Genomic DNA, 22,426 nt, shown 5'->3' with positions numbered 1-22,426 from the left:
GCCAGAGCTGAGGCCTTGGCGGGCCGCGAGACCGCACGTGGTGCGGGTCACGGACGCCGTCCGACCGCGTCTGGCACGGGCCGCAGTGATCGTACGGCCTCGTCTCGCACGGGTGACGGCGGCCGCGAAGCCGCAGGTCGCACGGCTCACACAGGCGGCGAAGCCGCAGCTCGAGCGGATCACGAAAGCCGGTCCGAACGCCAGGTCCTGGCAGTACACCGCGGGAGCGGCGACCGCCGGGCTGGCACTGGCCGCCGGGGTGGTGACCGCCGCCGGCCCGTGGGACTCCTCCGGTCAGCGTACGGCGGAGCGGGACCGGGCCGCCGCACTGGAACGGGCGGGTGGCACAGATCACGGCCGTGTGGACGATTCGTCCGGTGCGACAGATATGCCGGATACGTCTGGCGCCGCGGCCGGAGCGCCGCACCCGGCGCCGAGCGCCGCATCCGTCCTCACGGGCCTGGGAGGCGCCGCCAACACCGTGAAGTCCGCCCCGGCCGCCCTCCCGACCGGCACGGGCCTCGCGGGCGTCCTGGGCCCGCTCCTGGGCGATCCGGCCCTCGGCGCCCGGCGGACCGCCGTGGTCGTCGACGTGGCCACCGGCAAGCGCCTGTACGGCGCCGGCGCCGACGAGGCGCTCACCCCGGCGTCCACCACGAAGATCGCCACCGCGGTCGCCGCGCTCTCCGCGATGGGCGGCGAACACCGCCTCATCACCCGGACCGCGCTGGAACCCGGCACCAAGGAGGTCGTCCTCGTCGGCGGCGGCGACCCCACCCTCACCGCCCGCGCGGAGACCGGGGGATGGGCCGACCTGCGCACCCTCGCCGGCCGGACCGCCACCGCGCTGAAGAAGCGCGGCCTCACCCGGGTGACCCTCTCGTACGACACGACGCTGTACGCCGGCACCCGGGTTCACCCCATCGGGGCCAACCCCAACCTCGCGCCCGTCACCGCCCTGTCCACAGACGAGGGCCGCACCGACGACTCGGTCAGCGGTCCGACGGCCCGCGTGAGCGACCCGGCGGCCGACGCGACCCGCACGTTCGCGGAGTTCCTCGCGGACGCGGGCGTCAAGACCTCGTCCCCCGGCCCCTCCAAGGCCACCAAGCGCGCGGAGAGCCTCGCCACGGTCTCCTCGCCCCCGCTGTCCGTCCTGGTCGAACGGATGCTGACCAACAGCGACAACGACATCGCCGAGGCCCTCGCCCGTCAGACCGCCGTCGCGACCGGTGTCCGCGCGGACTTCGCCGGCGGCGGCAAGGCCGTCCAGGCGCAGTTGAAGAAGCTCGGGCTGCCGCTGACCGGTGTCCGCATCAAGGACGGCAGCGGCCTCGACCGTCAGGACCGGCTCACCGCCGACCTCCTGACCGCCCTTCTGGTCAAGGCCGGTGACGCCGCCCGACCCGACCTGCGCCCCGTCCTCACCGGCCTCCCCGTCGCCGGCTTCACCGGCACCCTCACCAGCCGCTACACCGAGGGTGCGGCCGGTGTCGTCCGCGCCAAGACCGGCACCCTCAGCGGCGTGAACACCCTCGCCGGCACGGTCGTCGACCAGGACGGCCGTCTTCTCGCGTTCGCCCTCCTGGCCTCCGGCACGACCGATCCGGCGGCGGCCCAGGCGGCGCTGGACCGGGCGGCGACGGCGCTGGCGGGGTGCGGCTGCCGCTGAGGGGCACGGCCCCGGCACCCCGGGCCCCCGGCGCCGGGACGACTCCTGGCCCCGACCCACCCTCGGCCCCGACCCTGACATCTCCCTGACCGGACTCGCGCGGCCTGCCCTCGACGGCGGCGCTCACGTACGGTTGACGCATGACGAGCAACGGTGGCGCTGCTTCTTCGGGGATGGTCGACTGGAATCTCGCGGTGGCGACCGCGACGCGGCTCGTACGGCCGGGACCCGAGGTCAGTCGTGACGAGGCCCGGGCCGTCGTCGCGGAACTGCGCCGACATGCCAAGGCCTCGGAGGGACACGTCCGGGGCTTCACTCGTATGGGCACCGAGGGCGCCCACGACACCCCGATCCTCGTCGTCGACCGCCCGGGCTGGGTGCGGGCGAACGTGGCGGGCTTCCGGGAGATCCTCAAGCCCCTCCTCGCCAAAATGGGGGAACGGCGCGGCAACACCCCGGGCGGCGCGGTCCTCGGCGCCGTCGGCGGCAAGGTCACCGGCGTCGAGCTGGGCATGCTGCTGTCCTTCCTGTCCTCCCGGGTTCTCGGCCAGTACGAGACGTTCGCCCCCGCCACCCGTGAGCTCCCCGCCGGGGCCGACGGCGGCGGCCGGCTGCTGCTCGTCGCGCCGAACATCGTCCACGTGGAACGCGAACTCGACGTCCAGCCCCACGACTTCCGGCTGTGGGTGTGCCTGCACGAGGAGACCCACCGCACCCAGTTCTCGGCCGTGCCCTGGCTGCGGGACCATCTGGAGGGCGAGATCCAGTCGTTCCTGGGCGAGACCGACGTCGACCCCATGACCTTCCTGGAACGGGTCAGGGAAGCCGCCCAGTCGCTGTCCGGCGGCCGGCCCGAGGGCGAGGAGGACGACGGCGGCCGTTCCCTGGTCGAACTCGTGCAGACGCCCGCCCAGCGGGAGATCCTCGCCCGCCTCACCGCCGTGATGTCCCTCCTGGAGGGACACGCCGACTTCGTGATGGACGGCGTCGGCCCCGAAGTCGTGGCGTCCGTCGCCGAGATCCGTGAGAAGTTCCAGCAGCGCCGCGCCAAGGGCGCCTCCCGTCTGGACATCGCCCTGCGCAAGCTGCTGGGCCTGGACGCCAAGCTCAAGCAGTACCGGGACGGCGAGCGGTTCGTACGGGGCGTCGTCGACCAGGTCGGCATGGACGGCTTCAACCGCGTGTGGACCTCCCCGAACACACTTCCGACCAAGGCCGAGATCGCCAAGCCGGCGGACTGGGTCGCACGGGTGCACCGCAAGGCCGAGTCGTGAACCCGCCGGAAGGGCGGTGAACGGATCCGGCCTTCGGCAGGCGAACGCCCCTTCAATCACCCGTCCGAGGGACCGTGAGCCCCGGGCAGGCGTGCAATGCTCGGGGAACGCCCCGGTTCTGTCACCATCTACACACTCTGAGTGACCGAACCTCGGGATCACCCCCGACAACTTCATGAAGGGAACCGGACAGTGGGTCCCCATCCTGCGGTCGCGGCGATACGCCTGGCGGTCCGCCGCGTACTTCACGACATCCTCAACGACCACCCCACCCCCGAAGCAGACCCGCACGAGCGACCGGCCTCGCCGCTCGTGCTCGTGGCGTGCTCCGGCGGCGCCGACTCCATGGCCCTCGCCTCCGCCCTCGCCTTCGAGGCGCCCCGGCTCGGCATCCGGGCCGGCGGCGTCACCGTCGACCACGGGCTCCAACCCGGCTCCGACCAGCGCGCCGGGGAAGTGGTCCAGCGGCTGCGCGAACTCGGCCTCGACCCCGTGGAGGCCACCGCCGTGACCGTCGGCCGCGAAGGCGGCCCCGAGGCCGCCGCCCGTGACGCCCGCTACGCCGCCCTCGACTCCGCCGCCGTCCGCCACGGCGCCGCCGCCGTCCTGCTCGGCCACACCCGCGACGACCAGGCCGAAACCGTCCTGCTGGGCTTGGCCCGCGGCTCCGGCATCCGCTCCCTGTCCGGCATGGCGGCCGTCTCCGGAGGGCCGGGAGCCGCCCGCCGCTACCGCCGCCCCTTCCTCCAGCTCGACCGGCAGACCGCCCGCAAGGCGTGCATGGTCCAGTCCCTGCCCGTCTGGGACGACCCGCACAACGCCGACCCGGCGTACACCCGCTCCCGGCTGCGCCACGAGGGCCTGCCCGCCCTGGAGAAGGCGCTGGGCAAGGGTGTCGTCGAGGCACTCGCCCGTACGGCCCAGCTCTCCCGTGACGATGCCGACGCGCTCGACGCCTGGGCGGGGCAGGCCGAATCCTCCGTACGGGACGCCGCCGGTCTCCTGGAGTGCGCCAAGCTCTATGCCCTGCCGCCCGCCGTACGCCGCCGGATCCTGCGCCGCGCCGCCATCGAGGCGGGCGCTCCGGCCGGTTCTCTCTTCGCCCGGCACATCGAGGAGGTCGACCGGCTGATCACCGGCTGGCGCGGCCAGGGGGCCATCAATCTCCCCGGCAAAGTCGTCGCCCAGCGCCAGGGTGGCAGACTGGTGATTCGGCAAGGCTGAATCCGGGCCCTCCGGCAGGACCGCTTACGTGGTCGTGGGCGGTCCCGGTGGCCGCTGGGACAACCGAAAGTGATGCGGGTGGACGCGAAAGACATGGGCACCGACCTCAAAGAGGTGCTCATCACCAAGGAAGAGATCGACGCGAAGCTGGCCGAGCTGGCCGCGAAGATCGACGCGGAATACGCGGGCAAGGACCTGCTCATCGTCGGTGTCCTCAAGGGCGCGGTGATGGTCATGGCCGACCTCGCCCGATCCCTGTCCACCCCCGTCACCATGGACTGGATGGCCGTGTCGTCCTACGGCGCGGGCACCCAGTCCTCCGGTGTCGTGCGGATCCTCAAGGACCTGGACACCGACATCAAGGGCCGCCACGTCCTGATCGTCGAGGACATCATCGACTCCGGTCTGACGCTGTCCTGGCTGATCTCCAACCTCGGCTCGCGCGAGCCCGCCACCCTCAAGGTGTGCACGCTGCTGCGCAAGCCCGAGGCCGCCAAGGTCGCCATCGACGTCGAATGGGTCGGCTTCGACATCCCCAACGAGTTCGTCGTCGGCTACGGCCTCGACTACGCCGAGAAGTACCGGAACCTCCCGTTCGTCGGTACGCTCGCGCCCCACGTCTACGGCGGCTGAACCCGAAGGGCCCAAGCCCCGTACGAAGATCGGGAACCCCGACGGGCCTCACGCCGTTAAGGCATGCAGACGGGTGCGCCAGTCGTCCCGTGCGGCTTTGCGTGACAAAGCTGGGGTACCGTCAGAAGAACTGTCTTATCAAACTCACTATGGCAGGAGGGACGGGGCGACACCGCTCCGTATGGATGGACGTGAAGCGATACTTCCGTGGGCCGGTCATGTGGATCGTGCTGGCCGTCCTTGCCGTGGTCGTGTTGATGCAGGTCGTCGGCTCGTCCGGCGGCTACAAGACGGTGGACACCGGCCAGGTCATTGCAGCGATCAACGACAACAAGGTCGAGTCGGCCAAACTCACCACCGGTGACGAGCAGACCATCAAGGTCACGCTCAAGGACGGCGAGAAGGTCAAGGACAGCTCGAAGATCCAGGCGAGCTATATCGGCGACCAGGGCGTGACCATTGCCAACACGCTGCAGACCAAGTACCAGGACAAGCAGATCCCGGACGGATACACAGTTTCGCCGACGAAGCAGAACGCCTTCGTCGGGATCCTGCTGTCCCTGCTCCCCTTCGTCCTCATCGTGGTCGTCTTCCTGTTCCTGATGAACCAGATGCAGGGCGGCGGCTCCCGAGTCATGAACTTCGGGAAGTCCAAGGCCAAGCTCATCACCAAGGACACCCCGAAGACGACATTCGCCGACGTCGCGGGCTCGGACGAGGCCGTCGAGGAACTCCACGAGATCAAGGAGTTCCTCCAGGAACCGGCGAAGTTCCAGGCCGTGGGCGCCAAGATTCCCAAGGGCGTACTCCTGTACGGCCCGCCCGGCACCGGCAAGACGCTCCTCGCGCGCGCCGTCGCCGGCGAGGCGGGCGTCCCCTTCTACTCGATCTCCGGTTCCGACTTCGTCGAGATGTTCGTCGGTGTCGGTGCCTCCCGGGTCCGTGACCTCTTCGAGCAGGCCAAGGCGAACGCCCCGGCGATCGTCTTCGTCGACGAGATCGACGCGGTCGGCCGCCACCGCGGCGCCGGCCTCGGCGGTGGTCACGACGAGCGCGAGCAGACGCTGAACCAGCTGCTCGTCGAGATGGACGGCTTCGACGTGAAGGGCGGCGTGATCCTCATCGCCGCCACGAACCGCCCCGACATCCTCGACCCCGCGCTGCTGCGCCCCGGCCGCTTCGACCGCCAGATCGCGGTCGACCGCCCGGACATGCAGGGCCGTCTGGAGATCCTCAAGGTCCACCAGAAGGGCAAGCCGGTCGCCCCGGACGTCGACCTGTCGGCCGTCGCCCGCCGCACCCCCGGCTTCACCGGCGCGGACCTGTCGAACGTGCTGAACGAAGCGGCGCTCCTCACGGCGCGCAGCGACAAGAAGCTCATCGACAACCACTCGCTGGACGAGGCCATCGACCGCGTCGTGGCGGGCCCGCAGAAGCGGACCCGGATCATGTCGGACAAGGAAAAGAAGATCACCGCGTACCACGAGGGCGGCCACGCCCTGGTCGCGGCGGCCTCGCCGAACTCCGACCCGGTCCACAAGATCACGATCCTGTCGCGCGGAAGGGCCCTCGGTTACACGATGGTCCTGCCGGACGAGGACAAGTACTCGACCACGCGCAACGAGATGCTCGACCAGCTGGCCTACATGCTGGGTGGCCGCGCGGCCGAGGAACTGGTCTTCCACGACCCGACGACAGGTGCTGCGAACGACATCGAGAAGGCCACCGCGACGGCCCGTGCGATGGTCACGCAGTACGGCATGACCGAGCGTCTCGGCGCCATCAAGTTCGGCGGCGACAACACCGAGCCGTTCCTGGGCCGGGAGATGTCGCACCCGCGCGACTACTCGGAAGAGGTCGCCGCGCTGGTCGACGAAGAGGTCAAGAAGCTCATCGAGACGGCGCACAACGAGGCCTGGGAGATCCTGGTCGAGAACCGCGACGTCCTCGACCAGCTGGTGCTTCAGCTGCTCGAGAAGGAGACGCTGAACAAGGAGCAGATCGCCGAGGTCTTCGCTCCGATCGTCAAGCGCCCGCCCCGGCCCGCCTGGACCGGCTCCTCGCGGCGCACGCCGTCCACCCGTCCGCCGGTGCTCTCCCCCCGGGAGCTCGCACTGACGAACGGCGCCAACGGCGCGACTCCGGCGATCTCGACGGCGAAGTCCACCGTGGTGGACCCCACCCCGGTGACCGAGCCGGCCCCGGAGGACCGCCCCGAGAGCTGACCGGTTCCCGGAGCCCTCACCAGGCCCGGAATGGATGCCGCGCCCCCCAGGTTCTAGCCTGGGGGGCGCGGCATTTTCCGTTGGACCCATGTCCATGCCCGCAGCTGAGGCGCGTGACCCATACGCGCGACCCGCACAGGAACGAGGCACCAGATGACCGACCCCGTGACGCTGGACAGCGAGGGCTCCATCGGCGAGTTCGACGAGAAGCGCGCCGAGAACGCCGTACGCGAGTTGCTGATCGCGGTCGGCGAGGACCCGGACCGCGAGGGCCTGAGGGAGACTCCGGCGCGGGTGGCGCGGGCGTACAGGGAGATCTTCGCCGGGCTGTGGCAGCAGCCCGAGGACGTGCTGACCACGACCTTCGACCTCGGGCACGACGAGATGGTGCTCGTGAAGGACATCGAGGTGTTCAGCACCTGTGAACACCATCTCGTGCCGTTCCGGGGGGTCGCCCACGTCGGCTACATCCCGTCCACGTCCGGGAAGATCACCGGTCTGTCCAAGCTGGCCCGCCTCGTGGACGTCTACGCACGCCGCCCGCAGGTGCAGGAACGTCTCACCACGCAGATCGCCGACTCCCTGATGGAGATCCTGGAGCCGCGCGGGGTGATCGTCGTCATCGAGTGCGAGCACATGTGCATGTCCATGCGGGGCATTCGCAAGCCCGGTGCCAAGACCATCACCTCGGCGGTGCGGGGACAGCTGCGGGACGCGGCGACGCGCAACGAGGCGATGAGCCTGATCATGGCTCGCTGAGGCGGGCCGGCCGCAACGCGAGTCCGCGGTCGGGCGGGAGACGCCCGTCGGGTGGGAGGCGTCACGCCGGTGACGCGGCTCCCTTGTCCTGATCGTCGTCCTCGGGCAGCTTGCACACGCGTTCCAGGAAGATGGCAGCCGCTATCACCGCGATACCCGCCAGGACGGCGAAGCCGGCGTAGATGGCCTGGTCACGGCGGGCGGGGATGTCGAGGGACTCCAGGAGGAAGACGCCCGTGCCGCCGTACATACCGGAGACCAGGGCGGCCACCAGAGCGCTGGACTGACCGAACACGACAGCCCGGGCCGCCATCAGGGGGTCGACGCCCTTCGCCTCGGGGCGGCGCTCGCGCTGGGCCTTGAGACGGGCGCGCAGCGAGAGCGCGGTGGCCGTCAGGACCACGGCGATCAGAGCGAGGACGATGGGCGCGGCCAGCGGGACGCTCGGGAGGGTCCCGACCGCGTTCCACAGACGGGCGCCTGCCCAGGACAGGATCGCGGCCACGCCGAACACGCCGGCCAGCACCCTGATGCGCAGCTCTCTCACGGTGTCCCTTCAACTCCCCCGAGCCCGCGGGCATGGACATCCCCGGGCAGTGGTCTCGTCGACCTTAACGACTACTCGGGCAGGTGGAGTTCCAGGTCCTTGCGGGCCGCGACGCCCTCGCGGGTGAGGATGTCGAGCAGACCGGCCACCGTACCGCGGCCGGGCAGCTGTGCCTCGGGCTCCACGTCGTGCCAGGGAGCCAGGACGAAGGCGCGTTCGTGGGCGCGGGGGTGGGGGAGCGTGAGCCGCGGGTCGTCGTCGACGACATCGGCGTACGCGACGATGTCGACGTCGAGTGTGCGCGCGCCCCAGCGCTCGTCCCGTACCCGGTGGAAGGCCTCCTCGACCGCGTGTGCCCGCTCCAGGAGGGAGGACGGCGGAAGGGTCGTCTTCAGCAGGACCACCGCGTTGAAGTACGACGGCTGGCTGCCGGGCTCGACGCCCCACGGCTCCGTCTCGTACACCGGCGAGACGGCCTTGATACGGACGCCCGGGGTGTCCTCCAGGGCGTCGATGGCGCCCTGGAGGGTCTCCAGGCGGTTGCCGAGGTTGGAGCCGAGGGAGATGACGGCCCGTTGGGGGTTGTGCAGCGTGGTGTCGGCGGCGTCGACCTTCTCGACGACGGAGGCGGGTACCGGCTGAACGGTGGGGTCGCTCTGACCTCCGGTGAAGAACGCGGTCATACTCGGCTCCGGGTGATGGTGACGGTCACGTCGTCGAAGGGGACCGTGATCGGCGCGTCCGGTTTGTGGACGCAGACCTCGACCTCCTGGACCCCTTCGTGCTTCAGACAGGCCTGGGAGATGCGCTCGGCGAGCGTCTCGATGAGGTCGACGGGGTCGCCCTGGACGACGGCCACGACCTCCTCCGCCACGATGCCGTAGTGCACGGTCTTCGCCAGGTCGTCGTCGGCCGCGGCCGGCCGGGTGTCCAGGCCCAGGACGAGGTCCACGATGAAGGTCTGGCCCTCCTCGCGTTCCTTGGGGAACACGCCGTGGTACCCGCGGGCCTTCAGGCCGCGCAGCGCGACACGATCCACGCGAATCACTCCTGCAATCGTCGGTTTCGGCCGGTGCGTACCGGATGCGGGGGCACCCCGGCCTCGAACGAATCTACCCGCGAGCACGGACAGAGCCGGGCTCCGGACGCGGTGGCCCGGCTCGGAGCCATGACTTTTCACCGGGCGTTTCCCTTGCGGAACCCGGCGCCTCGCGGGCTGGTAGCCGCCCCTACCCACGGGTTCGTGATTCCAACCACTTATTGGTCCCTGTGGGTCATCCCGGGCTTTCTCTCCCTTCCTGCGGTCCGCCTACCCGCTCAGGAGGGGTTGTCGTCGCTCTCGGAGTCGTCGGGATTGTCCGCGCTCTCCGCCTCGTCGTTCTCCGTCAGCACCGGGGAGGCGTGGTGGGACCACAGTTTCCAGCCGTCGGAGGTGCGACGGAACACGTTCGTTGCGACCACCAGCTGGCCGACGAGCGGTCCGAGCTCCTCGCCGTCCTCCGGCGCGGGGCCGCCGCTCAGGATGTTCTCGGTGCAGTTCACCAGCGCCGTGTCGCCGGTGACGGAGACATGCACGTCGGTGAGGAAGAACTGGATGTAGTCGGTGTTCGCCATGATCAGCGCGTACGACCGCAGTACCTCGCCGCGACCGGTGAGCACGGGCCACCCGGGGTGCACGCAGGAGACCACGCCGACGTCCGCCGGGTCGTGATACGTCTCGTCGACGCCCAGGTCGGCCGGGGTGAGCCAGAGCGAGGACACCCCGTCGAAGTCACCCTGCTCCAGCGCCTCGTAGAAGGCGGTGTTGGCGGCCTCGACCTGTTCGACGTCCGTGTGGGGGGCGCTCACCGGGTTCCCTCTGTGCCGCTCGGGCCGCGCACGCCGGGCGGCGCTTCGCTCTCCTCGCGCGCCCCCTCTACGGCGCGTGCGACCCGTACCGCGTCCGCAGTGGCGCGTACCTCGTGCACGCGGACCGCCCAGGCGCCGGCCTCCGCCGCGAGGGCGGAGACGGCGGCGGTGGCGGCGTCGCGCTCACGCGCGGGAGGTGGCGCGCCCTGCGGGCCGGCCAGGACACGGCCCAGGAACCGCTTGCGGGACGCCGCGACGAGCAGGGGGTGACCGAGGGCGTGGAGCCGGTCGAGGTGGGCCAGCAGGGAGAGGTCGTGATCGCCCTCCTTGGAGAAGCCGAGCCCCGGGTCGACGACGACACGGTCGGGGGAGATGCCGCCCGCCAGGACGGCTTCCACGCGCGCGTGCAGTTCTTCGAGGACCTCGGCGACGACGTCGGCGTAGACGCCTCTGACGTTGCCGCCCTCCAGGAAGCCGCGCCAGTGCATGACGACGAAGGGGGCGCCCGCGTCCGCGACGGCCGGGATCATCGCCGGGTCGGCGAGGCCGCCGCTGACGTCGTTGACGAGGGCGGCGCCGGCCGCGAGGGCCCGGGCGGCGACGGAGGCGCGCATCGTGTCCACGGAGACGACGACGCCCTCGGAGGCGAGACCGCGGACCACGGGGACGACCCTGCGCAGTTCCTCGGCCTCGTCGACCCGGCTGGCGCCGGGGCGGGTGGACTCGCCGCCGACATCCACGAGGTCCGCGCCCTCGGCGACCAACTGGAGGCCGTGCTTGACGGCGGCCGTCGTGTCGAAGAAGCGGCCGCCGTCGGAGAAGGAGTCGGGGGTCACGTTGACGACTCCCATGACCGCGCAGCGGTCCCATTCCGGAAGACCGACGACGCGCCCGCGTCCGCTCTGCTTGCTCATGCGTTCAGCGTAGGCCCCGGAGGGAGGCGCGCCATGGCGCCCCGGGCGCAGACCCGGCGGCCGGGAGGAGGCGGGGCCGCCGACCGGACGGGTCCGCTCGGCGTGCGTCCGCTTCCCGCCGGACCGGCATCGCCGCGGCTATGCCGCTCGTACGTCCCGCTCCGTCACCGCGTGCGCGCACACGCGTGCCGCTGTCTTGCGGCGGCGCAGGAAGCGCGGCAGGGGGAGGGCGAGATTGACGAAGCCCTCGGCCTGCATGGCGGCGAAGCCGATGCGGGGGAGGTCGCCGGAGGCCCGGTAGACGACGAAGCGGGGCTCCCAGCGCGGCTGGAACTTGGCGTTGAACTTGTACAGCGACTCGATCTGGAACCAGCGGGAGAGGAAGACCAGCAGTCCGCGCCAGGCGCGCAGCACCGGGCCGGCGCCGATCTTCTCGCCGCGGGCCAGCGCCGAGCGGAACATGGCGAAGTTCAGCGACACGCGCGCGATGCCGAACTTCGGGGCGGCCTGGAGAGCGGCCACGATCAGGAGTTCGTTCATGCCCGGGTCGGCCGAGCGGTCGCGGCGCATCAGGTCGAGGGAGGCGCCGTCGGGGCCCCAGGGCACGAAGTGCAGGATCGCCTTCAGGTCGCCGTACTCGCCGGGGACCTCGTCCGCCTTGTGGGCGGTGGCGATGAGGCAGTCGCCGTCGCCGGGGTCGCCTATGCGGCCGAGCGCCATGGAGAAGCCGCGCTCGGTGTCGGTGCCGCGCCAGTCCTCCGAAGCCCGCCGGATGCGCTCCAGTTCGGCCTCGCCGAGGTCACCCACGCGCCGGACCCGGGTCTCGTAACCGGCGCGTTCGATGCGCTTGACCATTTGGCGCACGTTGCGCATCGCGCGGCCGGCCAGGGAGAAATCCGCGACGTCCACCACCGCCTCGTCACCCAGTTCGAGAGCGTCCAGGCCGGTCTCCCGGGTCCAGACCTCGCCGCCCGTCTCCGAGCAGCCCATGACGGCGGGGGTCCAGGAGTGGGCCTTGGCCTCGTCCATGAAGCGTTCGATGGCGCCGGGCCAGGCCTCGACGTCGCCGATGGGGTCACCGCTGGCGAGCATCACACCGGAGACGACGCGGTAGGTCACCGCCGCCTTGCCGCTGGGGGAGAAGACCACCGCCTTGTCGCGGCGCAGCGCGAAGTGGCCCAGGGAGTCACGGCGGCCGTGCTTCTCGAGGAGGGCACGCAGGCGCACCTCGTCGTCCTCGGTGAGACGCGCGGCCGGGTGCTCGGGACGGAAGGCGAGGTAGATCGTGGTGACCGCGGTGATCCAGCCGAGGGCGCCGAGGGAGAAGGCGACGGTCCAGGACGTGTTGCCCTGGTAGTCGACCGGCCCCTCGAAGCCGAAGAGGCCGTACAGGACGTGCGTAATGCGATCGGCCAGGCTCGGGTCGCCGATCAGGCGCCCCGGGTGGACGCTGACGATGATCAGACCGAGACCGAGGGAACCGGCGCCCATGAGGACGAAGTTGGCGAGCGCGCGCCAGCGGCTGCGCGGGTCGGGCAGTGCCGCGAACTGGTCACGGTGCAACAGCAGCGGAACCAGGAGCGCGACCGAGATCAGCGCGCCCACGATCGAGTGCCGGTACACGAACTGGGCCACCGCGCCCGCCGGGAGCAGTACCACCGCCGCACGCCACGCGCGCCGCTTGCCGCGCTTGAGGCCGTGGGCGAGCAGCAGCAACAGGACGCCGGCGCTGAGGGACAGCGCCGCCGCGAACGGCCCGAACGAGCCGGGCAGCACCTCGGCGAAGGTGTGCATACGGCTGTGCCTGAAGCGCGGGAAGACGCCGCCGGCGACGTCGAGCAGGCCCACGAGGGCACAGGCCCGGGCGACCAGGGCGGGAACGGCCTCGGGGCGCGGACCTCGCACTATCTGCCGCACCCGGCTTGATCGGTGCGGAACCCCGCCCGACATTTCCCCATCTTGAGTGACAGACATCGCATCCCGTAGTTCCGCGAGAGACCTTGGACCCGGGCCCGATCCGGGCATCCGGCGACATTGCGCCCTCTAGGACGGTGTCTTGAGGTGAGAGGTTCACTCGTCTCCTCAAAGCCAGTGAAAAGGCCAAGGAAAGTTCGGGACAAGCCCTCGCGAAGGAGTCGGGGGAGCGGGCGTGCTCCCGGACGGAGAGAAGGCAGGAAACCACCGCATGGGTCTCACGAGCGACAAAATACTGCTGCTGTCCGTGCTGTTCGCCTTACTGCTGTTCGCCGGCACGGTGTGGCTGTGGCCGCGCCTCGCCCGCAACGGCTGGCGGGCCGTCGGCGGGCGGATCCTCCTGCTGCTGGCCACCCAGTTGGCGCTGTTCGTGTCGGTGGGGCTCACCGCCAACCAGGCGTTCGGCTTCTACGCCAGTTGGGCGGACCTCTTCGGCCGGGAGACCGACCAGGGCGTGGTCGTCGACCACGCGGCGGGCGGCGCCCCGGCGGGGCCGCTGCGGGTGATGGACACCCGGCGCGTGGACGGCGGCGGCAGCGGGCGCCCGCAGTTCGGCGGACAGATCCAGAAGGTCGCCATCAACGGACGTACGACGCACATAGCCACGCCGGCGTACGTGTACCTGCCGCCCGAGTACTTCGATCCGCGGTACCGCACGCGTACGTTCCCCGCGACCGTCGTCCTCACGGGCTACCCCGGTACGGCGGAGGCGCTGGTGGACAAACTGCACTATCCGCGTACCGCGCGGCAGCTCGCCAAGGACGGGAGCATGCAGCCGATGATCCTCGTGATGATGCGGCCGACGGTGGCGCCGCCGCGGGACACGGAGTGCGTGGACATCCCGGGCGGCCCGCAGACCGAGTCGTTCTTCGCCAAGGACCTGCCGGCCGCCGTGTCGGCCCACTACAGGGTGGGCAAGAAGCCCGGCAGCTGGGGCATCATCGGGGACTCCACGGGCGGCTACTGCGCGCTGAAGCTGGCGATGCACCACCCGGAGGCCTACGGGGCGGCGGTGGGCCTGTCGGCGTACTACAAGGCGCCGACCGATCCGACCACCGGCGACCTCTTCCACGGGAACGCGGCCCTGCGCAACGAGTCGGATCTGCTCTGGTTTCTGAAGAATCGTTCCGCTCCCGACACCTCGCTGCTGGTCACCACCAGCAAGGCCGGTGAATCCAACTACAAGGCCACACAGAAGTTCATAGAGCTGGCGAAGGCCACGGGAACGACCAGGATCTCGTCGATCATCCTGGAAAGCGGCGGGCACAACTTCAACACCTGGCGGCGGGAGATCCCGCCGGCACTCCAGTGGATCAGTGGGCGGTTGAGCGAAGGCTGAGCGAGCCCGGTCGGGCATCGGGGTGTCGGGGCGAGGGCGGGGAGTGCGAGCGGGGCGACGGGTGAGGGCCGGGGGGCGGGGTGAGGCAGGGGCGCCGAAGGCGGCGCGGGTGGGAGTCCAGGGCGGCGGTGGGCATGGAAGGGGCGGGCAGGTGGTTTCCGGGGGCGGTCGCCGGCGGCCGGGGCGGTGCAGGGTGACGCGGGTCCGCGGGGGTCTGTGAAGGGCGGTGAGGGGCCCGGCAGGGCGCCCCCGACGGGAAATGATCTTGCTTCTCGTGGAATTCCGTGACCGCGTTGTTTCCCGATGCCCTGTGAAGACTTCGGTATGGCCGTGTTTTTGCGGGGCGGGGCGCCAACATTCGCCTACGCGCGGTAAGTTTCTGGCCATGCCACGTGGACGTCACCGCCATTCCCCGCCTTTGCACAGGCTGCTGCCTCCGTCGGCAATCGCAGGCGTCTCCCTTGTCTGCGCCCTCGGCCCCTGGGTGTTCACGGAGCGGACGACGCTCCGGGTTCTGGCCGCGGCCGCCGCGGCGACGGCGATCATCGGCGCGGTCGTGATGCGCCGCTGGGACTCGCAGGCCGGCAAACAGGTCGCCGACCTGGCACGCTCGCGTGCCAGTGACGAGTGGCGCTACGAGGAACGGGTCGCCGAGCTGGAGAGCGACCTCGACGAATCGCGTGAGCTGCGGGTCAAGCTGGAGCAGCGCCTGCGCTCCAAGCGCGCCGAACTCGCGGGCCTGCGCAACGAACATGCCGCGCTGCTGCGCCGCTACGCCACGGCGGAGACCGAGCGCGCCAGCGCCCTCGAGGGCCGCCGTCTGCTCGAGATAGAGGCGGCTCCCGCGCCCGAGCTGCCCGCCGCACGCACGGCGCAGGACGCGGAGGCGACCGTCGCGGTCGCCGAGGTCGATCCGCAGGATGCGGTCGACGCGCAGGACGCGGACGCGGCCGACGCGCGGGACGCCGAGGGCGTCGAGGGTACGGACGCCGTCGAGGCCGAGGGCGACGTCGAGGGCGAAGGGCAGGAGGGCGGGGCGCGTGCGTCCGGCGACTCCGCTGAGGCGGCCGAGCCGGTCGACGAGTCCGCTGAGGCCGACGAGGAGGGTGCGAAGGCTTCCACGGTCTTCTCCCCCGAGGGGTCCAAGCTGTTCCTGCGGGCCCAGGAGGCCCTGGACCGGCTCGACTCCGACGCCGTCGAGGTCACGAGGACCGAGGGTCATGCCGAGGAGGAGTCCGCGCGGGCCGCATCCGCGGACGTCGGCGCCCCCGTCGTCGGCGGCGAGTCGGAGGCCGCGCAGGAGGACGAGGCGCAGGGGAAGCCCGAGGCGGTCGACGAGCACACGCGCGCGACCGCCCCCCACAAGGCCGCCCAGGCGGACGCTCTCCCGGAGGGCCGGATCCAGCGGGACGAGACCCCGGCCGCCACGGAGACGGACGACGTGGACGCGCGCGCGGAGGCGGACGCTCACACGGACGGCGACGCTCACACGAGCGAGGACGCTCACACGGTCGAGGACGTGAACGACGCGTCCGCGATGAGCGACCACGGGGGTGACGTGGAGACTGTCCGGCCCACCCCGGCCCCGGACTTCACGGCGCCCGTCGCAGCCCCCGGGCTCGCCGACGACTCCGCACTCGCGCACCACTCCGCGCCCGTGCACCACTCCGCGCCCGCGGACGGCTTCGTGCCCGCCGGCACGTCCGTGACCGCCCCCGCCTCCATCCTCGCCCCGGCCCCCGTCTCCACCCTCGACCCGGATGCCTCCGGGGCCGGTGCGCTCGTTCCCCGTCCCGCCGCCGTCGTGCAGCGCCGCTCCGCCGGTCACTTCGCCGTGCCGACCGCCGTGGCCGTCGTACCCGCCGCGCAGCCGGTACGCCGTCCGACGGCCGAGGGAGGGTTCGACTTCTTCGGCACCAAGGGCGAGTCGATGCCCCACGCCCTGGAGGCCGTGCAGAACGAGGACCTCGCCGACGTCGTCGGTCAGGAGGCGCTCGCCCTGCACAAGGCCGAGTCCGAGGCGGAGTTCAAGCCGGTGGACGAGGCGGCGCGCGGCGTAGGCCAGGTGATCGACCTGACCGCCCACGACGAGACGGAGCAGATCGACCTCCAGGGACTGCGCAGCGCCGTCTCCTGACGTGGTGCCGGCGCCCCCCTCCCACCCGGTCGGCGGGAGCGGGCGGTGTCCTCAGGCCATCCACCGGTCGGGCCGGGCGTCCAGGCGCCCGGTCCGAGACCGTTCGGCCTGCGCCGAGAGCAGCTCCGCGGCTTCCTGTGCGTCCCGCAGCCGGGCCGTGACGGTCTTACCGGCCCCCGTGTCCACATGGACGTCCGCGAGCCGCCACAGGCGCTGCCAGGGCCCTTGCGTCAGCCGCACACTCTGCACCTTGGCGTGCGGGACCAGCGCCACCCTCCGGCGCAGCAGTCCGTGCCGGGCGGCGAACACCGTGTCCGTGACGGCGATCCCGTAGCCCCGCCACCACAGCGGCACGCACCGCCCGGCCCGCCGTGGCGGGCGCGACAGCGACGCCTCGGACGGGACGCTCACGCCGGGCAGCACGCGCGCGACGACGGCCTCGGCGACCGCGCGGGGGGCGACCGGGACGAGCACGGAGTTGGCCGAGCCGGCCACGTCCAGCTCGACCCGCACCCAGCCGCGCCGGCGCCACAGGAGCGGCTGGACGATCCGCACGGTCTGCACGCGCCCCGGCGGCACGGTCTCATGGGTGCGGTCCAGCAGCCCGTGGTCGATCCGCAGCCCGTCCGGCGAGTCGCCGACCGTCCAGTCGTACTCGCCGACGAACCGTCCCACGCTGCTCGCGCCCGCCGCGCCGAGCAGCGGCACACCGGTCGCGAGCACCGTCCACACGCTGTGGGTGGCCAGCCACAGCACCGGCGGCACGACGAGCGCGGCGACCAGCGCAGCCCAGGTCGCGCCGGTCAGCACCAGCGCGATCGCGAGCTCGCGCGCCGGCACGCGCAACAGCTCACGCGCGGGCGCCTCGCCGACCTCGTGCGCCGTCTCCGGCGCGAAGCCCGCCGCCCGCGCGAGCAGCTCCGCCCGCAGCACACGGGCCTCTTCCTCGCCCAGGAAGGCCAGTTCGTCCTTCTTCTCGGCGCCGACCACGTCGAGCCGGAGCTTGGCGACGCCGGCGATCCGCGCCAGCAGCGGCCGGCTGACGTCGATCGCCTGGATGCGTTCCAGACGGATGTGCGCGGCGCGTCGGAACAGCAGGCCGGTCCGGATCCGCAGTTCGCTGTCCGTCACCGAGAAGTGGGTGAACCACCAGGTCAAGAAACCGTAGAGGGAGGCTGCGGGGACGAGGACGGCGAGTGCGATCAGCAGGGTCGTGGTGGTCAGCCGGGTCAGCTGCTCCTGCGCCTGGTTGGGGTCGTGCACGGCCCATCCGACGATCACCGCGACCGGCGCCCACGCCCGCCGGAACGGTGTGACGGGATGCAGCCGACGCTCGGTGACGGGCAACCGGGGGCGGGTGGCGCCCGTGTCTGCCGGGCCCGCGGCGCCTGCCGGGTCTGCTGGACCGGCCGTGACTCCCGGGGCCGGCGTGCCGTCGGGACCGGCCGTGACTTCCGGGGCCGGCGTGCCTGCCGGGTCTGCTTCGGTGCCTGTCGCGTCCGAGGTGTCTGTGGGGTGGGGGGTGTCGGGTACGCCGTCCTCGACGCCCGGGGTCGTCACAGTCCCGCCGATCGGGCCTCGCCGAGCTGGGTCAGCCGGTCGCGCAGCCGTTCCGCCTCTGCCGGGTCCAGGCCCGGGATGGTCGCGTCGGTGGCGGCTGCCGCGGTGTGCAACTGGACGCTGGCCAGCCCGAAGTGCCGTTCGACGGGCCCGGAGGTGACCTCGACGAGCTGCATGCGCCCGTACGGCACGACGGTCTCCTCGCGCCACAGCACCCCCCGGCTGATCAGCAGGTCGTCGGCCCGCTCGGCGTAGCGCCAGGAGCGCCAGTTACGGCCGAGCAGCACCCAGCCCCAGCCGATGCCGGCCAGGGGCAGCAGCGCGAACGAGGCCCACGCCGGGGCGACGAGCAGACCGAGCAGCAGACCGATGCCGACCGCTGCCGATCCCAGCCACACCACCAGCAACAGCCGCCGCATCCGCAACAGCCCCGGAGGCAGTCCGATCCACACCGGTCCGGCCGCCGCCGTCGTCCCCACGCCACCCGGGCGCCCCGTTTCCATACCGCCAGCGTACGTAGGTGAGCACGTGAGGGAGACTGTGCCCATGACTCCCACGACGGAGACCACGGTCGGGATCGGCGGTGCCGCGGAGAGCACCGACATGGTGCTCAACATCGGCCCCCAGCATCCCTCCACGCACGGCGTGCTGCGGCTGCGGCTCGTCCTGGACGGCGAGCGCATCCGGCACGCGGAGCCGGTGATCGGTTACATGCACCGCGGCGCGGAGAAGCTGTTCGAGGCACGCGACTACCGCCAGATCATCATGCTGGCCAACCGCCACGACTGGCTGTCGGCGTTCTCGAACGAACTGGGCGTCGTCCTCGCGGTGGAGCGGATGCTCGGCATGGAGGTCCCCGGGCGCGCGGTGTGGACGCGCACGCTGCTCGCCGAACTGAACCGGGTGCTGAACCACCTGATGTTCCTGGGGTCGTACCCCCTGGAGCTGGGCGGCATCACCCCGGTCTTCTACGCCTTCCGGGAGCGCGAAGTGCTCCAGAACGTGATGGAGGAGGTCTCCGGCGGGCGCATGCACTACATGTTCAACCGCGTCGGCGGCCTCAAGGAGGACCTGCCCGCCGGATGGGCCGCACGCGCGCGTGGCGCCGTCGCCGCCGTGCGTTCGCGCATGGACGTCTTCGACGACCTCGTGCTCGGCAACGAGATCTTCCGGGGACGCACGCGGGACGTGGGAACGCTCGCGCCGGAGCACGTGCACGCGTACGGGGTGAGCGGGCCGATCGCCCGCGCCTCCGGCGTCGACTTCGATCTGCGGCGGGACGAGCCCTATCTCGCGTACGGGGAGCTTCAGGACACCCTGAAGGTGGTGACCCGGACCGAGGGCGACTGTCTCGCGCGCTTCGAGTGCCTCCTGGAGCAGACGCACAACGCCCTCGACCTCGCGGACGCCTGTCTGGATCGTCTCGCGGAGCTGCCGCCCGGTCCGATCAACCAGCGGCTCCCGAAGGTCCTCAAGGCGCCCGAGGGGCACACGTACGCGTGGACCGAGAACCCCCTCGGCATCAACGGCTACTACCTCGTCAGCAAGGGCGAGAAGACCCCGTACCGGCTGAAGCTCCGTTCGGCCTCGTACAACAACATCCAGGCGCTCACCGAACTGCTGCCGGGCACCCTGGTCGCGGACATGGTGGCCATCCTCGGGTCGATGTTCTTCGTGGTGGGAGACATCGACAAGTAGGACAAGTAGGCCGGCGGAGGGAGCCGGACGCGGCGGGCGGCGGAACGGCCGGGTCCCGGGCGCTCAGCCGGTTCGGGTCCAGGGTGCAGTGGGGCCGGAGGCTCAGGGGCCGGACCCGGGCGCGGCCGGCCCAGAGGTTCAGGGCTTCAGGGGGTCCGGTGCGTCGGGGATCCCGACCGGCTGGAGCAGCCATCCGAAGTCGCCGAGTCCGCCCGGCGCGAGAAGCTCGGCGGCTTCCCCGGCGCTCGCGAGGGCGCGCACGTAGGCGGCAGGGTTCGTGGAGGCCAGCGCGAGCGGGGGGCGTGCGCCCGTAATGCCCAGGGCGCGCAGTGCGGCGCGCTGTGTGAGCAGGCGCGCGCCGAGGCGGGTCCGCGGCGCACCCGTCACCGCCCGCGCTCCCGCCTCCGCGCACGCGTCCAGCGCGACGTGGGCCGTGATGTCACAGGAGCCGTCCGGTACGGGTGGCGTCTCGCGCCCGTCCCGGAAGCCGGTGAGCGTCCCGTACGGGGGGCGTGCGTCCGCCGTGTGCGCGTAGTCCACCGCCACCGCGAGTCCTCTCTCGACGCACGACACGGCGGACGCCCACGCCGTGTCCCGGGACAGTCCGATCTCCGCCCGCAGACCCTCCTCGCCGGTCGGCGGCCACCACCGCGCGAGCCACTGCGCCTCCGGCCCGGACACCGGCTCCCCGAGCCGCTCGGCCCCGCTGCGCCGGACGAGCACCAGCCGGGTCACCCCCACGGAGTCGACCTCCGCGACCTCCACGGGCACGTTGTCCAGCCACTCGTTGGCGAACAGCAGCCCGTTGATCTTCCCGGGCGGCTCGGACAGCCACCCGATCCCGTGAGCGAGGCCCGCGGGGCGGTCGGCGACTTCGACGGCGTACGCGCGTGTCCGGGCCGCCACATCGTCGGGGAGAGCGGCCATGACACCGGTGACCAGCTCACCCCGTCCGGCTGCCATGTCGACGAAGTCGAGCGGCGCGGGCCGGCCCAGGGCCTCGTCGACCCGGCACAGCAGCCGGGCCACGGCCTCGGCGAACAGCGGCGACGCGTGCACGGACGTGCGGAAGTGCCCGGCCGGGCCTTCGGACCGCCGGTAGAAGCCGCCCGTCCCGTCCACGCCGTACAGCGCGGCCTGCGTCGCCGCCCGCCAGCCGCGCCACTCGTCCGCACCCGTCACCTCGTCCACCACCCGGCCAGACTAGGCGTACAGGTGATCACGACATCCACCTTGGGGAGTACGCGCGCCCGGACCGGATCGGCCCTCCGGTTGACCCCTGCACGCATCGGCCTTCCCTACGCTGGGTCACGTGCAGCGCCTCTATGACTTCCTCCGCAGATACCCGACCGGGGTGGACGGCTTCTGGGCCCTCGTCCTGTTCGGGATCTCCGCGGCCGCCGGGACCGCGGGCCAGGACCGCGGCGGCACCGACTCCATGGCGCTGCTGGTGCCGGTCGTGTTCCTGTTGTGCCTGGTCATCGCATTGCGCCGCCGTATGCCCGAGTACATGCTCGTGCTGGCCGCCTCGCTCGGGCTGGCTCAGCTGGTGCTGGACGTCGGGGTCACGGCGGCCGACTTCGCGCTGCTGGTGATCGTCTACACGGTCGCGGCGACCGGTGCCCGCTGGGCCTCCCGGCTCGCGCTGGTCATGGCGCTGAGCGCTGCCACCCTGGCGCAGCTGCGCTGGCCGCACGAGAACGCGAGTGTGCCGGGCGAGGTCGCGGTCATCGTCTTCCAGACGGTGCCCTTCGCCCTCGCCTGGGTGCTCGGCGACTCCATCCGTACCCGTCGCGCGTACTTCGCGCAGCTGGAGGAGCGCGCGGCCCGTCTGGAGAAGGAGCGCGAGGCGCAGGCGAAGGTCGCGGTCGCCGCCGAACGCGCCCGCATCGCGCGCGAGCTGCACGACGTCGTCGCGCACAACGTGTCGGTGATGGTGGTGCAGGCCGACGGCGCCGCCTATGTCCTCGACGCCGCCCCTGACCAGGCGAAGAAGGCCCTGGAGACGATCTCCTCCACCGGCCGCCAGGCCCTCGCCGAGATGCGCCGCCTGCTGGGCGTGCTGCGCACCGGCGAGCACCAGGAGGGCGGCGAGTACGTGCCGCAGCCGGACGTCGAGCAGATCGAGGACCTCGTGGAGCAGTGCCGCGGCTCCGGCCTGCCGGTGGACTTCAAGGTCGAGGGCACGCCGCGGCCGCTGCCCAGTGGCGTCGAGCTGACGGCGTACCGCATCGTCCAGGAGGCGCTGACCAACACGCGCAAGCACGGCGGGCCCAACGCGGGCGCCAGCGTGCGCCTGGTCTATTTCGACGACGGTCTCGGCCTGCTCGTCGAGGACGACGGCAAGGGCGCTCCGCACGAGCTGTACGAGGAGGGCGGCGTCGACGGCGCGGGCCACGGGCTGATCGGCATGCGCGAGCGGATCGGCATGGTGGGCGGGACCCTGGACGCGGGCCCGCGTCCCGGCGGAGGATTCCGCATCAGTGCTCTGCTCCCGCTCAAACCGGCGCATTGACGTCGACGCACGCCCTCTGGTGACACCTGTCACGCCCCCCACGGCCCGCCACCGCACACACTTGCGCCACCCGTACCAACAGGCACCACCGCGCCACCCGACCGACG

19 protein-coding genes are annotated in these 22,426 nt (G+C 71.8%); 10 read left to right on the top strand and 9 right to left on the bottom strand.

The window, feature by feature from the left end:
- Nucleotides 1-37: 37 nt before the first annotated feature.
- The 6 genes from dacB to folE all read left to right on the top strand — a co-directional run bounded on the left by dacB (nt 38) and on the right by folE (nt 7,787).
- Entirely contained in the window at nt 38-1,672 is a 1,635-nt protein-coding gene (dacB, locus tag OHS71_RS18605) for a D-alanyl-D-alanine carboxypeptidase/D-alanyl-D-alanine endopeptidase (protein WP_328484557.1), read from the top strand.
- 140 nt (nt 1,673-1,812) lie between these two features.
- Complete coding sequence (locus OHS71_RS18600) at nt 1,813-2,946, top strand: zinc-dependent metalloprotease (RefSeq protein WP_328480499.1); 1,134 nt, start codon at nt 1,813-1,815, stop codon at nt 2,944-2,946.
- A gap of 192 nt (nt 2,947-3,138) precedes the next feature.
- Nucleotides 3,139-4,170 (top strand): tRNA lysidine(34) synthetase TilS, encoded by a 1,032-nt coding sequence (gene tilS / locus OHS71_RS18595; RefSeq protein ID WP_328480498.1) that lies wholly within the window; start codon nt 3,139-3,141, stop codon nt 4,168-4,170.
- A 72-nt stretch (nt 4,171-4,242) separates the two neighbouring features.
- The gene (hpt, locus tag OHS71_RS18590; RefSeq protein ID WP_328480497.1) at nt 4,243-4,803 is read left to right on the top strand and encodes a hypoxanthine phosphoribosyltransferase; all 561 of its coding nucleotides are present in this window, start codon (nt 4,243-4,245) and stop codon (nt 4,801-4,803) included.
- Between the two features lie 185 nt (nt 4,804-4,988).
- The gene (gene ftsH, locus OHS71_RS18585) at nt 4,989-7,028 is read left to right on the top strand and encodes an ATP-dependent zinc metalloprotease FtsH (protein WP_328480496.1); all 2,040 of its coding nucleotides are present in this window, start codon (nt 4,989-4,991) and stop codon (nt 7,026-7,028) included.
- Nucleotides 7,029-7,181: 153 nt separating this feature from the next.
- Nucleotides 7,182-7,787, top strand: coding sequence for a GTP cyclohydrolase I FolE (gene folE, locus OHS71_RS18580; RefSeq protein WP_328480495.1), 606 nt, complete (start codon nt 7,182-7,184; stop codon nt 7,785-7,787).
- A gap of 61 nt (nt 7,788-7,848) precedes the next feature.
- Here folE and OHS71_RS18575 read toward each other — a convergent pair whose 3' ends face one another.
- The 6 genes from OHS71_RS18575 to OHS71_RS18550 form a co-directional block, all read right to left on the bottom strand.
- Nucleotides 7,849-8,334 (bottom strand): DUF3180 domain-containing protein, encoded by a 486-nt coding sequence (locus tag OHS71_RS18575; protein WP_328480494.1) that lies wholly within the window; start codon nt 8,332-8,334, stop codon nt 7,849-7,851.
- 71 nt (nt 8,335-8,405) lie between these two features.
- On the bottom strand, nt 8,406-9,017 hold the full coding sequence (gene folK / locus OHS71_RS18570; protein WP_328480493.1) for a 2-amino-4-hydroxy-6-hydroxymethyldihydropteridine diphosphokinase: 612 nt from the start codon (nt 9,015-9,017) through the stop codon (nt 8,406-8,408).
- A complete protein-coding gene (folB, locus tag OHS71_RS18565) occupies nt 9,014-9,373 on the bottom strand; it encodes a dihydroneopterin aldolase (protein ID WP_328480492.1) in 360 nt (119 codons plus the stop codon). Before folB ends, folK begins: the two co-directional genes overlap by 4 nt.
- A gap of 278 nt (nt 9,374-9,651) precedes the next feature.
- Entirely contained in the window at nt 9,652-10,182 is a 531-nt protein-coding gene (locus tag OHS71_RS18560) for a nuclear transport factor 2 family protein (RefSeq protein WP_328480491.1), read from the bottom strand.
- Complete coding sequence (gene folP / locus OHS71_RS18555) at nt 10,179-11,096, bottom strand: dihydropteroate synthase (RefSeq protein WP_328480490.1); 918 nt, start codon at nt 11,094-11,096, stop codon at nt 10,179-10,181. Before folP ends, OHS71_RS18560 begins: the two co-directional genes overlap by 4 nt.
- Before the next feature lie 138 nt (nt 11,097-11,234).
- Entirely contained in the window at nt 11,235-13,046 is a 1,812-nt protein-coding gene (locus tag OHS71_RS18550; protein ID WP_328480489.1) for a phosphatidylglycerol lysyltransferase domain-containing protein, read from the bottom strand.
- 235 nt (nt 13,047-13,281) lie between these two features.
- Between OHS71_RS18550 and OHS71_RS18545 the strand changes: the two genes are divergently transcribed.
- Together OHS71_RS18545 and OHS71_RS18540 are read left to right on the top strand one after the other, a co-directional pair.
- The gene (locus tag OHS71_RS18545) at nt 13,282-14,409 is read left to right on the top strand and encodes an alpha/beta hydrolase (protein WP_328480488.1); all 1,128 of its coding nucleotides are present in this window, start codon (nt 13,282-13,284) and stop codon (nt 14,407-14,409) included.
- Between the two features lie 385 nt (nt 14,410-14,794).
- Nucleotides 14,795-16,546 carry a hypothetical protein gene (locus OHS71_RS18540; RefSeq protein WP_328480487.1) on the top strand — a complete coding sequence of 584 codons (1,752 nt, stop codon included), beginning with the start codon at nt 14,795-14,797 and terminating at the stop codon, nt 16,544-16,546.
- A 51-nt stretch (nt 16,547-16,597) separates the two neighbouring features.
- On the opposite strand, the gene OHS71_RS18535 is transcribed toward OHS71_RS18540, so the two are convergent.
- Nucleotides 16,598-17,893, bottom strand: coding sequence for a PH domain-containing protein (locus tag OHS71_RS18535; protein ID WP_328480486.1), 1,296 nt, complete (start codon nt 17,891-17,893; stop codon nt 16,598-16,600).
- 209 nt (nt 17,894-18,102) lie between these two features.
- Nucleotides 18,103-18,609 (bottom strand): PH domain-containing protein, encoded by a 507-nt coding sequence (locus tag OHS71_RS18530; RefSeq protein WP_328480485.1) that lies wholly within the window; start codon nt 18,607-18,609, stop codon nt 18,103-18,105.
- 43 nt (nt 18,610-18,652) lie between these two features.
- On the opposite strand from OHS71_RS18530, the gene OHS71_RS18525 reads away from it, so the two are divergent.
- Nucleotides 18,653-19,804 (top strand): NADH-quinone oxidoreductase subunit D, encoded by a 1,152-nt coding sequence (locus OHS71_RS18525; protein ID WP_328480484.1) that lies wholly within the window; start codon nt 18,653-18,655, stop codon nt 19,802-19,804.
- Nucleotides 19,805-19,942: 138 nt separating this feature from the next.
- Here the strand turns inward: OHS71_RS18525 and OHS71_RS18520 are convergent, their stop codons facing one another.
- On the bottom strand, nt 19,943-20,998 hold the full coding sequence (locus OHS71_RS18520; protein ID WP_328480483.1) for an SAM-dependent methyltransferase: 1,056 nt from the start codon (nt 20,996-20,998) through the stop codon (nt 19,943-19,945).
- A 118-nt stretch (nt 20,999-21,116) separates the two neighbouring features.
- Here OHS71_RS18520 and OHS71_RS18515 point away from each other — a divergent pair, with 118 nt between their 5' ends.
- A complete protein-coding gene (locus OHS71_RS18515) occupies nt 21,117-22,319 on the top strand; it encodes a sensor histidine kinase (protein WP_328480482.1) in 1,203 nt (400 codons plus the stop codon).
- The last annotated feature ends 107 nt before the right edge of the window (nt 22,320-22,426 follow it).

The organism is Streptomyces sp. NBC_00377 (assembly GCF_036075115.1).
Lineage (GTDB): Bacteria > Actinomycetota > Actinomycetes > Streptomycetales > Streptomycetaceae > Streptomyces.
The sequence above is the reverse complement of the archived record's forward strand: the minus strand, read 5'-3'. Positions and strand labels throughout refer to the sequence as shown.

Excerpts from the sequence above, each read along its gene's own strand:
- OHS71_RS18600 (WP_328480499.1), top strand. The coding sequence starts at position 1,813 with ATGACGAGCAACGGTGGCGCTGCTTCTTCGGGGATGGTCGACTGGAAT.
- hpt (WP_328480497.1), top strand. The coding sequence starts at position 4,243 with ATGCGGGTGGACGCGAAAGACATGGGCACCGACCTCAAAGAGGTGCTC.
- ftsH (WP_328480496.1), top strand. The coding sequence starts at position 4,989 with ATGGACGTGAAGCGATACTTCCGTGGGCCGGTCATGTGGATCGTGCTG.
- folE (WP_328480495.1), top strand. The coding sequence starts at position 7,182 with ATGACCGACCCCGTGACGCTGGACAGCGAGGGCTCCATCGGCGAGTTC.
- folK (WP_328480493.1), bottom strand. The coding sequence starts at position 9,017 with ATGACCGCGTTCTTCACCGGAGGTCAGAGCGACCCCACCGTTCAGCCG.
- folP (WP_328480490.1), bottom strand. The coding sequence starts at position 11,096 with ATGAGCAAGCAGAGCGGACGCGGGCGCGTCGTCGGTCTTCCGGAATGG.
- OHS71_RS18550 (WP_328480489.1), bottom strand. The coding sequence starts at position 13,046 with ATGTCGGGCGGGGTTCCGCACCGATCAAGCCGGGTGCGGCAGATAGTG.
- OHS71_RS18545 (WP_328480488.1), top strand. The coding sequence starts at position 13,282 with ATGGGTCTCACGAGCGACAAAATACTGCTGCTGTCCGTGCTGTTCGCC.
- OHS71_RS18540 (WP_328480487.1), top strand. The coding sequence starts at position 14,795 with ATGCCACGTGGACGTCACCGCCATTCCCCGCCTTTGCACAGGCTGCTG.
- OHS71_RS18530 (WP_328480485.1), bottom strand. The coding sequence starts at position 18,609 with ATGGAAACGGGGCGCCCGGGTGGCGTGGGGACGACGGCGGCGGCCGGA.
- OHS71_RS18525 (WP_328480484.1), top strand. The coding sequence starts at position 18,653 with ATGACTCCCACGACGGAGACCACGGTCGGGATCGGCGGTGCCGCGGAG.